The sequence below is a fragment of the Bacillus xiamenensis genome (genome assembly GCF_001857925.1).
GTDB lineage: Bacteria > Bacillota > Bacilli > Bacillales > Bacillaceae > Bacillus > Bacillus xiamenensis.
Map to the genome: position 1 here is coordinate 3,432,763 of NZ_CP017786.1, position 12,614 is coordinate 3,445,376.

A 12,614-nucleotide genomic window follows, 5' to 3' on the forward strand; every position below is an offset into this window, starting at 1 on the left:
CTATATTCAGGAGCCTGCCTGTCACATGCCATCACAAAAAGGCCGATGACATCGTCACCGGCTTTTCTTTACGTGCTTGATTAGTCTTGAAGGTTAATCCACACACTTTTGACTTCTGTATAGTTGTTCAGGGCATATGATCCCATTTCTCTGCCAAGGCCTGACTGCTTATATCCTCCAAACGGGGAGGCGGCATCAAAGACATTATAGCAGTTGACCCAAATCGTGCCTGCTTCAAGACGTGCAGCGATATCATGGGCATGTTTTAGATTTTCTGTCCAAAGTCCTGCGGCTAATCCATATTCAGACTGATTGGCCCGTTCGACCACTTCATCAATGGAATCATAAGGAATTGCAGATAGGACTGGGCCGAAAATCTCTTCCTTTGCGATTGTCATGTCATCTTCTACATCTTTAAACACAGTAGGAGAGACGAAATAGCCGGCTTCATAAGGACAATCGCCACCGACAACAGCGGTTGCGCCTTCTGACTTCCCTTTTTCAATATAGCCTAACACACGCTCATGCTGCTCTTTACTGACAAGAGGGCCGATTTGGGTATCCTGATGCAGACCAGCGCCTTGCTTTAATGAGGTCGCATACGTGGCCATTTGATCAACTACTTCATCATATTGACTCCGGTGAATAAAGACTCTTGAGCCTGCACAGCACACTTGACCTTGGTTAAACATGACACCATTTAAAGCTCCTGGAATGGCTTTCTTTAAATCGGCATCCGGTAAAATAATATTTGGCGATTTTCCGCCAAGCTCTAATGTGACCCGTTTAATAGATTTAGCCGCTTTCTCCATAATCAATTTCCCAACACTTGTTGACCCTGTGAATGCCAGTTTGTTGACATCAGGGTGATCAGTTAAAGCTTCTCCGGCTGTTTCACCGAATCCAGGGACGATGTTAATGACGCCATCTGGGAATCCAGCTTTATCCACTAATTCAGCCAAATAAAGAGCAGAAAGAGGGGTTTGTTCGGCTGGCTTTAAAACGATGGTACAGCCTGTTGCTAGTGCTGCCCCCATTTTCCACATGGCCATAAGCAGCGGGAAGTTCCAAGGAATGATTTGTCCCACAACGCCAACAGGCTCATGGCGGGTATAGTTAAAATATCCCTGACTGACAGGAATCGTTTGTCCAGTCATTTTGGTGGTCCAGCCTGCATAATAGCGCATGTGTTCAATGGCAAGAGGAACATCCGCATGTGTTGTTTCATTAATGGGCTTTCCATTATCCAGTGTTTCAAGCTGAGCCAGCTCTTCTTGGTGTTCTTCCATTAGGTCTGCAAGTTTAAACATCAGGCGGGCACGTTCTGCCGCAGACATTGAGCGCCACGGACCATGGAAGGCTTTTTTAGCCGCTTTCACTGCCTCATCAATGTCGTTTGCACCGGCTTCATATACATCAATAAGGGTTTCTCCTGTGGCTGGGTTAGGCGTAGAGAATGTTTTGTTATCGTGACTTGCGACAAATTGACCGTTAATGTAGAGTTTCTTCGTCCCTTGGAGAAAAGATTCGAGTTTTGAACTGATTTGAAGTGTTGTAGAGCTCATAAATAAACAAACCTCCTTAAAGATATGGGTTGTTCTGCGAGTTCTAGGTGGAAAAAGTGGACGTGAAGCCAAACAGTATACGCACACAGATGTAAACGTATACATTTATCATAGTACACGACATGCTTGAAAGCAATCCATAACACTGATTGCATTTCACAAAAAATTGGCTACAATAAATATATAGATGAAAAAAGGAGTTTTTATATCATGATCCATCAAAACTGGCAAACGGCCAAAACGTTAAAACAAGTAAAATGTGTACATACGAATGCGAAAAAATATATGGTCAACCGCGTTCTAACGGTTGGAAACACATATGAAGTGAAAAATGAAACAGAGGAATTCCTCTTTGTCGTTGATAATACCGGTAAAGTAGGCGGATATTACAAAGAGTATTTCGAAGACATTTCGGCTGAATGATTTGAAGGGTCATCACTCATACTAAGAAAAACAGTAAAGGGTGATGAAAATGAAAAAGCAGCAAACAGACGAGCAGAAACATCAAAATGCTTGGCATGATAACGAAGACGCTGATATGGCGATCACGCTTGAGCAGATTTCTGATGTGTATGCCGAGGGAACGATTGATACCTCAAAAGATGAATAGCCATTTAAAACAGTGATTTTACACAATCACTGTTTTTTTATAGGATGATGACAATAGAAAATCAAAGGTGATTTCTCGAAAAGAACTGAAACTTTTTTCCTGCTTTAGCAGTCTAAATAAGTAGAGGAAAGAGCATCGGATCATAAAGAAAAAGTTAAATGAAATTTAATCTATTCGTAATGGAATAACAACCACTTATAGCGTATTCTATAAGTGAGAATAAAACGTACCCACAGAGCCGTGTGGCCGTTTTGTCATAAAGGAATTTGATGCAGGAAGAGGGGGTTTACGTGGGTATTTTTTCTGTCAGTAAACAAAATGATCATAAAAAATTCGAATCCTTATTGATTGAAGGGGAAAGAATTGAGGCTGTTTACAGACTGCGTCACGACCAAATTTGTTTTACCAATAAACGACTGATCTTTGGCGATAACCGCATATTTTCTAAAAAGAAAGTCAGGGTCTCCTTGCCGTATCGATCAATTGAAAGTTTTGCCATTCAAGAAGCTGGCGTGTTTGATCAAGACACAGGTATGCTGCTTGTCACAAGCTCAAAAGTATTTGAACTCGATTTTTCTAAAGATACAGATTTGAGTGATGTGCAGGCCATCTTAACAAAACATCTTTGCTGATCAACTTTGCGATTACATAGATCACATGCACTTTTCTCATTCTTCGTTCTTATTTTTATTTATCGCACATGATTTAGCCTTTCTCATAACAAATGGGAAAGGCTTTTTTCTATTGGCGTGTTTGAATCATAGAAAAAAAGGATAAAGATGAAACAGATACAGAAAGGAGAATGAACAATGAAAGTATTAGTTGCTGGAGCAAATGGACATACAGGCAGACTTGTCATTCGTTATTTAAAAGAAAAAGGACATGAGCCGCTTGCTCTCATTCGAGATGAAAAACAAGCCGATGAGCTAAAAGAACTTGGTGCCACGCCTGTCACCGGTGATCTTGAAAAGGATGTCACACCTGCTGTAAAACAAGCGGAAGCTGTCATCTTTGCAGCTGGTTCAGGCTCAAAAACAGGTGCAGATAAAACGATTGCTGTGGATCAAGAGGGGGCAAAGCGCCTCGTTGATGCGGCCAAAACAGAAAATATTCAGCACTTTGTGATGCTGAGTTCGTATAATGCTGACGATCCTAACCAAGGAAAAGGACAAGGCAGTATGGAAATTTATTATGAAGCGAAAAGAAAGGCAGATGAACATTTAAAACAGTCTGGTCTTTCTTACACCATTGTGCGCCCAGGTGCGTTGCTGCATGAGAAGAAAACAGGGAAAATAGAAGCTGCTGCTCATATCCCAGATGATCGAAACATTGAGATTTCAAGAGAAGATGTAGCTGTTGTTCTAGTAGAAAGCTTAACGGAGCCTAATGTGAAAAATAAGACCTTTGACTTAATCAAAGGTGATACACCAGTAGAAGAAGCACTTCGTAAGCTTTAAGTGAAGGAAGAAAGCTGCTGCCAAAGAGGCGGCAGCTTTTTTTAATGTTTTTATTTCGCTTGTAGCGGGAAGGAAAGGAGAAAGGAGTGGTTGACCGTGAGCTTAACGAAAGAGCAAAAAGCTGATTTATATGAAAGACTCATTCAATTAAAAAAAGATGTGAAAGGATCAAAAAAGAAAGAAGAATCCATGCTGGTCGAATCTAATGAAATGTCAAATGGTGTTGGAAACCATCTGGCTGATCATGGAAGCATTTATTTAGACCGCATGACAGAACAAACGCTGGATCAAGTCGATGATCAGCTTGAAGGTGAAATTGATGCAGCGCTTAAGCGAATGGAGGACGGCACATATGGGATATGTGAGAAAACAGGAAAAGACATTCCGTATGAACGTTTAAAAGCAGTACCATATACGCGTTATTCAATTGATGCCAAGAAAAACGAAGAAACCAATCAAGATCCGAATGAATTTGACCGTTCGTTCTCTGAACAAATGCGTAATTTAACAAATAGAGAAACAATGGATCAAATGCATTCAGACACGTATGAAAGATTAGAAGAAGAGCAAGATGTTGATTTAGAGGATGACAAATAACACGATGGGAAAAAATGAAACTTTCTTAGAATAATGTTTTCTTATGTATGTATGGACAGATATCTTGAATACATGAGCATTTTATTGAAAAAACATATCTTGAAATTTAATAAACTTTCGTGTAGTATAGTTTAAAGGCTGCGATGTGCGTAATGTTAATTAAGTTTTAACCTTTAAGCTGTAATAGGGAGTTTTATATTGAAGCTGGAATGTCACGCCTCCTTTGAGAGGAAGACAGGAACGTTTCTGCAAACACCCACTTTGAGGAGTGGTGGTTTAAAACTTTCTTACTTAGATTACGGCATCCGCAGCTTTTCCTAGGATGAATCAAGCCATTTTCCATTTTGGAAAATGGCTTTTTATTTTGCTCAAAATACGAAATTGAGCAGACCGAATGTGAATGCAGGAATGTATGTTAAAATAGACAAAACAAATGACGGAGAGGGAATTGGATGTTACGACAAGCAGAAGCACTCCTTAAACAATATTATGGCTTTGATGCCTTTAGGCAGGGACAGAAACAAGCCATTGAATCGATTGTAAGCAAAGGAAAAGATACCGTCTGCATTATGCCGACAGGCGGAGGGAAATCGGTTTGCTACCAGATTCCTGCCCTGATGATGGAAGGCACAACGATCGTTGTATCTCCGCTTATTTCTTTAATGAAAGATCAGGTGGATGCGTTAAATGAGATGGGAATACGATCGTCTTTTTTAAACAGTACACTTTCAGCAGGCGAATTGAATGCAAGGCTGAAAAAATGTGAAAATGGTGAATATGATCTGCTGTATATCACCCCTGAACGCTTACAAAATGAACGCTTTTTTCAGCTGCTTCATCAATTGACGATTCCTTTAATCGCTATTGATGAAGCGCACTGTATATCTGAGTGGGGTCATGATTTTAGACCGAGCTATCGCTTTATTCAAGAATGTTTAAATAAGCTGCCGAAAAGGCCGGTGATTGTGGCATTAACAGCAACAGCCACAAAAAAAGTTCATCAGGATATATGTCAGCAGCTTGGCATGAACGGGGAAGAAACCATCTTTACTGGTTTTGCTAGAGAAAATTTATCCTTTCAAGTGGTGAAAGGACAAAACAGCGACCATTTCATCACACAATATATGAAGAAAAACAGTCTTGAATCAGGCATTATTTATACAGCTACACGAAAAGAAGCAGATCAGATTTACAATCGCTTAAAAAAGCAAAAGATCAAAGTGGGTATTTACCATGGAGGATTAGATGATGATGTGCGAGAGGATCAGCAAAACCTCTTTTTAAATGATGACATTCAGGTGATGGTGGCTACGTCTGCATTTGGCATGGGAATCAATAAGTCCAATGTACGTTTTGTCATTCATCATCAAATTCCTAGGGATATTGAAAGCTACTATCAAGAAGCAGGACGGGCCGGCAGAGACGGGCTTGAAAGTGAATGCATTTTGCTCTTTTCACCTCAAGGCGTACGAGTGCAGCGTTTTCTCATTGAGCAATCGACAGAAGATGAAGTGCGGTATCAGCATGAATTGTTTAAACTAAGACAAATGGTCGATTACTGTCATACGGAGCAGTGCCTTCAGCAATTTGTGATGGACTATTTTGATCAATCAGCAAGTGCGCCTTGTCAAAAGTGCAGCAATTGCTTAGACGAGAGAGAGCGTGAAGACGTCACAAGAGAAGCGCAAATGGTTTTATCTTGCACCGTTAGAATGAACGAACGATTCGGAAAAATGATGATTGCCCAAGTATTAGCGGGCTCAAAAAACAAAAAAGTGCTTGATCTTGGTTTCGACCGTCTTCCTACATATGCTTTAATGAAGCATCATTCAGCCCAGCACATTAGTGATTTCATTGAATTTTTAATTACAGAAGAGTATTTACATATGTCAGAAGGAACGTATCCAACGCTAAAGGTGACGTATAAAGGAAAGAAAGTGCTAGTAGGGCAAGAGGCTGTTTATAAAAAGCAGGCGATCAAAGCTATGGCCATTCAAGAAAACGACGCACTATTTGAGCAGTTGAGGGTAGTGAGAATGAGGTTAGCAAGAGAGCAGGGCGTTCCGCCGTTTGTTGTATTTTCTGATCAAACATTGAAGGAAATGTCAGCAGTAGAGCCTAAAACGGAAGAAGAACTTCTGAATATTAAGGGTGTCGGCGCTCAAAAAAGAGAGAAATACGGGGATGCTTTTTTAGAAGAAATACGTTTATTTATAGAAAAAGAGAAAAAATCAAGCGTTTGAAGAAGAAAAATAATTTTTTTCACAGCACTTGGACATGTGCTTTTCACGATGTTTTCCATCCTTTTAAAACCTTGATGTGATGAGGAATTGAGCCGTTTGGTGGTCTGATTTACCAATGGAGAGAGATGTTTCATGTAAAGGAACTGTAATCTAAAACATATCGTTTTGTTATTGAAATGACATTTACATATGTTACGATAGCACTCGTTAGCCGCCATAAAAAGCTAACAAGGGAGGATTTACTTTATGAAGAAGACTATTATGTCCTTGGTTGCTGTTGCAGCAATCTCAACAACAGCATTAGGAGCACAGCAAGCTTCTGCAAAGGAAATCACTGTAAAGAAAGGTGATACACTTTGGGGAATCTCTCAAAAAAATGATGTGTCTCTAAAGGACCTAAAGGGTTGGAACAATTTATCTACAGACATGATCTATGTTGGCGATAAATTGACAATCTCTTCAAAAGAGAAAACTCAGGAGCAGTACGAAGTCCAGAAGGGGGACAGCCTCTGGAAAATCGCTCAAAAATTCAATGTGTCAATTAGCGATCTTAAGTCTTGGAATAACTTAAACTCAGATATAATTTTGATTGGTTCAACACTAAGTGTTGCTGGTCAAAGCTCAGCTCCGGTAAGCTCAGAGTCTGTTCAAAAACAGGAACCTGTCCAAAAAGAGCAAACAACGAAAAAAGCTGCTCCTAAAAAGGAAACAGCTAAAGCAGCATCATCTTCTGCAAGTCAAAGTGTGAAAAAAGAAATGACTGTAACGGCTACGGCGTATACAGCAAATGATGGTGGCATCTCAGGTATCACTGCAACAGGGGTAAACTTAAACAAAAACCCGAATGCAAAAGTCATTGCAGTAGATCCTAAGGTCATTCCATTAGGAAGTAAGGTTTATGTTGAAGGCTACGGTGAAGCCATCGCAGCAGATACTGGCGGCGCAATTAAAGGTAACAAAATTGATGTACACGTACCGAGCAAATCCCAAGCAAAAAATTGGGGCGTAAAATCAGTCAAAGTGAAAGTACTTAACTAGTAGTCTATTGTTTTTTGGAAGAAAGCATCAGGTGGCGGCCTGATGCTTTTATTGTACCCTTTTTTTGGGCAAAAAAACACATATTTTTCTGAAAAATTTGCATTTTCGACAAAAACCAGCGTACATCTCATGATAAACGCTGGTTTTTGTCGTTAGCTGTCCACCCAATAAATTTCTCCGCTTTGTTCTCTCCAATTGATTTGGACATCAAAATGGTGTTTTTCATAAAAATGAATCAGGCGGTTCACGTGATTCCAATCTCTTTTGACGAGATCTCCAGTAATCACAGGAATGTTTTGCTCTCTTGCGATTTCCTTTAAATGCTTCATACAGATTGACCCATAGCCGTTATTGGGCGGGCCTTTAATATCGGCAATGTGAATCTTTCCTTCTTCAGGATATTCCGCAATTAAGGAAAAATCAGATTGTCCGCGAAAAGCTTTTTCACAATCGCTTAACATAATTTTACATGTATCCGCACTTTCAATGGCGGAGACAATCATCCACTCATCTTCTTTCGCTTGATCAATGCCAATAATCTTTGCTTTTTTTGAAATATCCTTCATATTTTCTTGCATTCGATACATTTGGAACTGCAATTGCTGTAATTCTTGCTCTAACGTCTTCACATCTTTTGCTGTTTCCTGTAAGATTGACAAGTCTATTGCTCCTTTCATATTGAGATGATAAAAACCACACAAATTCCCATTCTAAAGGAAGTGCATAGATCTTTCAAGCCGCTAGCAATCGGCAAGTTTGTCTAAAATTCGACGAAGACAGCGAATTCATTGACTTTAGCAAGAAAGTTAAATAACATACTCTTAGTCGGAACTAATAAAGAGGGGTTTTCAAACATGAACGAACAGAATCAAAAACCGAAAAATTTTACCGGCATTGTTGTCTTTTTAACAATTGCCATAAACGGCTTAATTGCTTTATTATTTTTCATGCCAAAAACAGATAAATTTAGTCATCTGGATATTACATTTCTGCCATTACTGAATGCTGTGATGAACAGCTTTACGTTTATCTTTTTACTTTCAGCGCTCATCATGATTAAACAAAAGAATATCAAAGCGCATAGACGATTTATCTTTGCGGCTTTTTCAACCACACTTGTCTTTTTAATTTCGTATGTGACGTATCATTCAATGGCAGCTGATACACACTTTGGGGGAGAAGGGATCATTCGTCCGATTTACTTCTTTATTTTAATTACACATATCGTGTTATCTGCCGTTATTGTACCGCTTGCCCTCATTACACTTTTTAGAGGGGCACAAATGCAAGTGGAGCGTCACCGTAAAATTGCCCGCTGGACAATGCCGCTTTGGCTCTATGTCAGTCTCACTGGCGTCATTGTGTATATCATGATTTCTCCATACTACAGTTAACGTATGTCCATTTGGACATACGTTCTTTTATTTACAAGATGAGGTGCTTTGGATAAAATGGGAATTGGGTATCCGACTTGCACGGTATTTTCCCATCAATAGAATCACATCATTTCTGGCCGTTTGCTCGTTTGGAGAACAACAATTGAACGAAACGGGGGTTATATGATGACTGAACAATTGCAGTATAAACCGGGGCTTGAAGACATTGTGGCAAGCGAAACGTCCATTTCCTACTTAGATGTGCAGCAAGAAGAAATTGTGATTCGCGGCTATGATCTCATTGAGTTGGCGCAAAACAAGACATACTTAGAAACAGCCTATCTGCTTATTTACGGAAGATTACCAGATGCAATGGAATATCACCAATTTCAGCAAGACATTTCCTCACAAACAAACTTACATCCAACCATTCAAACCATTTTGACAAAACTGCCAAAAACCACTCACCCGATGGATGCCATAAGAACTTGTTTATCTGCTCTTGCAGGGTATGATGAACAACTGAATGATCGATCAGAAGCATGCCAACAAGCGCGTGCCGTTCGATTACTTGGCCAGCTGCCAGCGATTGTTGCAGGGAGCTATCATATTCTCACAAAAAACGCCGCTATTTCTCCAGATCAGACCAAACCCTACACTGAAAACTTTTTAGCCATGTTAACAGGCCGCACTCCTACACAAGACGAAATCACCGCTTTTGACCAAACGCTTACGCTCTATAGCGAACATGAGCTGCCGAATTCAACTTTTGCTGCCAGAGTCATTGCATCTACTCATTCTGACATGTATGGCGCTTTTACTGGAGCGATCTCTTCATTAAAAGGCGATTTACACGGAGGAGCGAATGAAGCCGTCATGCACATGTTACTCGAAGGCAAAACAACAGAAGGTTTCCTTGCACTCATTGAACGTAAATTAGCCGCAAAAGAAAAAATGATGGGCTTTGGCCACCGGGTATACATGAGAAAAATGGACCCGAGAGCTGCTCTTTTAAAACGATCATTGAAAACGCTTACTGAATCAAAGGGAGATACAACATTGTATGACATGTGCGTCGCAGGCGAGGCATACATGAAGGAGAAGAAAAACCTCTATCCAAACCTTGATTATTACGCAGCACCTATTTATTACGTGCTCGGAATTCCTATTTCACTTTACACGCCGATCTTCTTTGCTGCGAGAGCAAGCGGATTAGCCGCTCATGTCATTGAGCAGCATTTGCACAATCGGATATTTAGACCAAGAGTCCGGTATTTAGGGCCAAGAGGATTAAAAGTCTCAAATGATGATGGAAAAACGGGGGAATGAACATGAATAAAACAGCAGTAGCCAATCAAACGGATCAACTATTAGAAGAAATCGCTGCCTATGCCGTAGACGGAGAAATTACGAGCAAAGAGGCAATTGAAACAGCAAGGTACGTCCTCATGGATACACTCGGCTGCGGGATGCTGGCGCTCAATTTTCCTGAATGCACGAAGCATCTTGGACCGATTGTACCTGGAACCGTTGTCCCTAACGGAGCAAGAGTGCCTGGCACTTCATTTGTGTTAGATCCAGTTCAAGCGGCCTTTAATATAGGATGTATGATCCGTTGGTTAGATTATAATGACACGTGGCTTGCACAGGAGTGGGGTCATCCGTCTGATAACCTAGGCGGTATTTTAGCTGTAAGTGATTATTTGAGCAGAACGCGTCTTGCAAATGGAGAAGAGCCGCTTTCGATGAATGACGTCTTGCATGCAATTGTGAAGGCACATGAAATACAAGGTGTGCTGGCTTTAGACAATTGTCTGAATCGAAATGGTTTGGATCATGTTCTCTTTGTTAAGGTAGCCACAAGTGCAGTCGTTTGTGCGATGCTTGGCGGAACAAAGGAAGACGTGCAGCATGTGCTATCACAGGCCTTTGTTGATAATTCCCCGCTCAGAACGTACCGGCACGCCCCAAACACAGGATCAAGAAAATCGTGGGCAGCAGGGGATGCCACAAGCCGCGGGGTGAGACTGGCGATAATGACACTGAAAGGAGAGATGGGCTATCAAACACCGCTCAGTGCAGAAAAGTGGGGGTTTGAAGATGTGTTAATGAAGGGAAAACCGCTCACACTTGCCCAGCCGCTCGGATCATATGTCATAGAAAATGTGCTCTTTAAAATTGCTTATCCTGCAGAATTTCATGCACAAACTGCTGCTGAAGCTGCTGTGATGCTCCATGATGCTGTAAAAGACCGGTTAGATGAGATTGACCGAATTGAGATTACGACACATGAATCAGCGATTCGAATTATTGATAAAAAAGGACCGCTTTACAACCCGGCAGATCGTGATCATTGTTTACAATATATTACAGCTATTGGGCTGATCTATGGTGAGCTGACAGCTGATCATTATGAAGAAGAAACTGCACAAAATCCCCTCATTGATCGTTTGCGTGATCAAATGGTCGTGAAAGAAGATAAACGTTACACTGAAGACTATTTAGATCCGAAAAAGAGGTCGATTGCAAACTGTGTGCAAATTTTCTTTAAAGACGGGACGATGACAGATCGAATTGAAATTGAGTATCCGCTTGGTCATCGCAGAAGAAGACAGGAAGGCATTCCGCTGCTTGAAAAGAAATGGGCGTATCATTTGAAGACAAGATTTCCACAAAAACAAGTAGAACAAATTGTGTCACTTTGCCAAAATCCAAATCAATTAAAAACAACGACAGTACCAGCATTTATGGACCTATTCGTGATATAAGGGGGAGCTAGTGTGTGGATCGTGAATGATGAGACGAGTCAAACTGACTTAGCCGCAGCTTTTAAAGAGCAAATGAACAAATCCGCTTTATTTCAAATCCCAGGCGTTCACGATGGAATGTCTGCGCTCTATGCGAAAAAAATGGGCTTTCAAGGGCTTTATTTATCTGGTGCCGCTTTTTGTGCCAGCAAAGGACTTCCTGACTTAGGCATGATTCATTCCACCGAAATGGCGGAAAAAGCAAAGGAAATCATTCGGGCTTCTCAGTTACCTCTTTTGGTCGATATGGACACTGGCTATGGCGGTGTATTAAATGCAGCAAGGGCAGCAAAGGAAATGGTGGAGAGTAAGGTGGCAGCTGTTCAAATCGAAGATCAGCAAATGCCGAAAAAATGCGGGCATTTAAACGGAAAGTCACTTGTCCCTGTAGAAGAAATGATGGCGAAAATCAAAGCCATCAAACAAGCGGCCCCAACGCTGCTCGTCATTGCTAGAACCGATGCGAAATCAGTAAACGGGATGGAGGATGTCATTCACCGGGCCAATTTATATGTAGAAGCAGGTGCGGACGCCATTTTCCCCGAGGCGCTGATCACAGCAGAAGATTTCACGCATGCTTCAAGCCATATAAAAGGACCGCTCCTTGCAAACATGACGGAGTTTGGCAAAACGCCTTATTATCATACAGACGAATTTTCCATGTTCGGCTTTCAAATGGTCATTTATCCTGTGTCCTCCCTTAGAGTCGCTGCAAAAGCGTATGAGCGTTTATTTAGAGAGATCATGGAAAAGGGGACGCAGCAAGGGATGCTGGAGGACATGCAAACGAGAAAAGAACTGTATGAGACAATTCATTATGATGAATATGAAGAAATGGATCAGCATTTAGCCAAAACAATCCTGCCGGAAATCGGAAAAGAACATTCATAAAAAAAGAAAGAGCTAAAATAAAATCATTTT

At 40.9% G+C, this 12,614-nt stretch carries 13 protein-coding genes and 1 other RNA gene; 12 read left to right on the top strand and 2 right to left on the bottom strand.

Going from position 1 to position 12,614, the window contains the following annotated elements:
* Positions 1-80: 80 nt before the first annotated feature.
* Positions 81-1,565 carry an aldehyde dehydrogenase family protein gene (locus BK049_RS17635; protein WP_008357356.1) on the bottom strand — a complete coding sequence of 495 codons (1,485 nt, stop codon included), beginning with the start codon at positions 1,563-1,565 and terminating at the stop codon, positions 81-83.
* 210 nt (positions 1,566-1,775) lie between these two features.
* Here BK049_RS17635 and BK049_RS17640 point away from each other — a divergent pair, with 210 nt between their 5' ends.
* From BK049_RS17640 to BK049_RS17670, 8 genes are all read left to right on the top strand, one after another.
* Positions 1,776-1,988 (top strand): DUF6501 family protein, encoded by a 213-nt coding sequence (locus tag BK049_RS17640; RefSeq protein WP_008357355.1) that lies wholly within the window; start codon positions 1,776-1,778, stop codon positions 1,986-1,988.
* Positions 1,989-2,037: 49 nt separating this feature from the next.
* A complete protein-coding gene (locus BK049_RS19170; RefSeq protein ID WP_082194734.1) occupies positions 2,038-2,175 on the top strand; it encodes a DUF4025 domain-containing protein in 138 nt (45 codons plus the stop codon).
* Between the two features lie 290 nt (positions 2,176-2,465).
* Positions 2,466-2,807 (top strand): PH domain-containing protein, encoded by a 342-nt coding sequence (locus BK049_RS17645; RefSeq protein WP_008357353.1) that lies wholly within the window; start codon positions 2,466-2,468, stop codon positions 2,805-2,807.
* Positions 2,808-2,984: 177 nt separating this feature from the next.
* Positions 2,985-3,632 carry an SDR family oxidoreductase gene (locus BK049_RS17650; RefSeq protein WP_071169068.1) on the top strand — a complete coding sequence of 216 codons (648 nt, stop codon included), beginning with the start codon at positions 2,985-2,987 and terminating at the stop codon, positions 3,630-3,632.
* A gap of 96 nt (positions 3,633-3,728) precedes the next feature.
* Positions 3,729-4,229 carry a TraR/DksA family transcriptional regulator gene (locus tag BK049_RS17655; protein ID WP_034738713.1) on the top strand — a complete coding sequence of 167 codons (501 nt, stop codon included), beginning with the start codon at positions 3,729-3,731 and terminating at the stop codon, positions 4,227-4,229.
* A 132-nt stretch (positions 4,230-4,361) separates the two neighbouring features.
* Positions 4,362-4,547: non-coding RNA, 6S RNA (gene ssrS, locus BK049_RS17660), on the top strand.
* A 134-nt stretch (positions 4,548-4,681) separates the two neighbouring features.
* Positions 4,682-6,472 carry a DNA helicase RecQ gene (recQ, locus tag BK049_RS17665; RefSeq protein WP_071169069.1) on the top strand — a complete coding sequence of 597 codons (1,791 nt, stop codon included), beginning with the start codon at positions 4,682-4,684 and terminating at the stop codon, positions 6,470-6,472.
* Between the two features lie 246 nt (positions 6,473-6,718).
* Positions 6,719-7,510: a 3D domain-containing protein gene (locus tag BK049_RS17670; protein WP_008357345.1), complete on the top strand. Its 792-nt coding sequence runs from the start codon at positions 6,719-6,721 to the stop codon at positions 7,508-7,510.
* Between the two features lie 152 nt (positions 7,511-7,662).
* On the opposite strand, the gene BK049_RS17675 is transcribed toward BK049_RS17670, so the two are convergent.
* Complete coding sequence (locus BK049_RS17675) at positions 7,663-8,169, bottom strand: GNAT family N-acetyltransferase (protein ID WP_008357343.1); 507 nt, start codon at positions 8,167-8,169, stop codon at positions 7,663-7,665.
* 195 nt (positions 8,170-8,364) lie between these two features.
* Between BK049_RS17675 and BK049_RS17680 the strand changes: the two genes are divergently transcribed.
* From BK049_RS17680 to prpB, 4 genes are all read left to right on the top strand, one after another.
* A complete protein-coding gene (locus tag BK049_RS17680; RefSeq protein ID WP_008346516.1) occupies positions 8,365-8,904 on the top strand; it encodes a DUF420 domain-containing protein in 540 nt (179 codons plus the stop codon).
* A gap of 168 nt (positions 8,905-9,072) precedes the next feature.
* A complete protein-coding gene (mmgD, locus tag BK049_RS17685) occupies positions 9,073-10,215 on the top strand; it encodes a citrate synthase (RefSeq protein WP_008357341.1) in 1,143 nt (380 codons plus the stop codon).
* 2 nt (positions 10,216-10,217) lie between these two features.
* Complete coding sequence (locus BK049_RS17690; RefSeq protein ID WP_071169070.1) at positions 10,218-11,654, top strand: bifunctional 2-methylcitrate dehydratase/aconitate hydratase; 1,437 nt, start codon at positions 10,218-10,220, stop codon at positions 11,652-11,654.
* Between the two features lie 12 nt (positions 11,655-11,666).
* Positions 11,667-12,584: a methylisocitrate lyase gene (prpB, locus tag BK049_RS17695; protein WP_071169071.1), complete on the top strand. Its 918-nt coding sequence runs from the start codon at positions 11,667-11,669 to the stop codon at positions 12,582-12,584.
* The last annotated feature ends 30 nt before the right edge of the window (positions 12,585-12,614 follow it).

Bases quoted from the DNA above. Each gene is read 5' to 3' on its own strand.
- BK049_RS17640 (WP_008357355.1), top strand. From the start codon at position 1,776: ATGATCCATCAAAACTGGCAAACGGCCAAAACGTTAAAACAAGTAAAA.
- mmgD (WP_008357341.1), top strand. From the start codon at position 9,073: ATGACTGAACAATTGCAGTATAAACCGGGGCTTGAAGACATTGTGGCA.
- recQ (WP_071169069.1), top strand. From the start codon at position 4,682: ATGTTACGACAAGCAGAAGCACTCCTTAAACAATATTATGGCTTTGAT.
- BK049_RS19170 (WP_082194734.1), top strand. From the start codon at position 2,038: ATGAAAAAGCAGCAAACAGACGAGCAGAAACATCAAAATGCTTGGCAT.
- BK049_RS17670 (WP_008357345.1), top strand. From the start codon at position 6,719: ATGAAGAAGACTATTATGTCCTTGGTTGCTGTTGCAGCAATCTCAACA.
- BK049_RS17690 (WP_071169070.1), top strand. From the start codon at position 10,218: ATGAATAAAACAGCAGTAGCCAATCAAACGGATCAACTATTAGAAGAA.
- BK049_RS17650 (WP_071169068.1), top strand. From the start codon at position 2,985: ATGAAAGTATTAGTTGCTGGAGCAAATGGACATACAGGCAGACTTGTC.
- BK049_RS17680 (WP_008346516.1), top strand. From the start codon at position 8,365: ATGAACGAACAGAATCAAAAACCGAAAAATTTTACCGGCATTGTTGTC.
- BK049_RS17635 (WP_008357356.1), bottom strand. From the start codon at position 1,565: ATGAGCTCTACAACACTTCAAATCAGTTCAAAACTCGAATCTTTTCTC.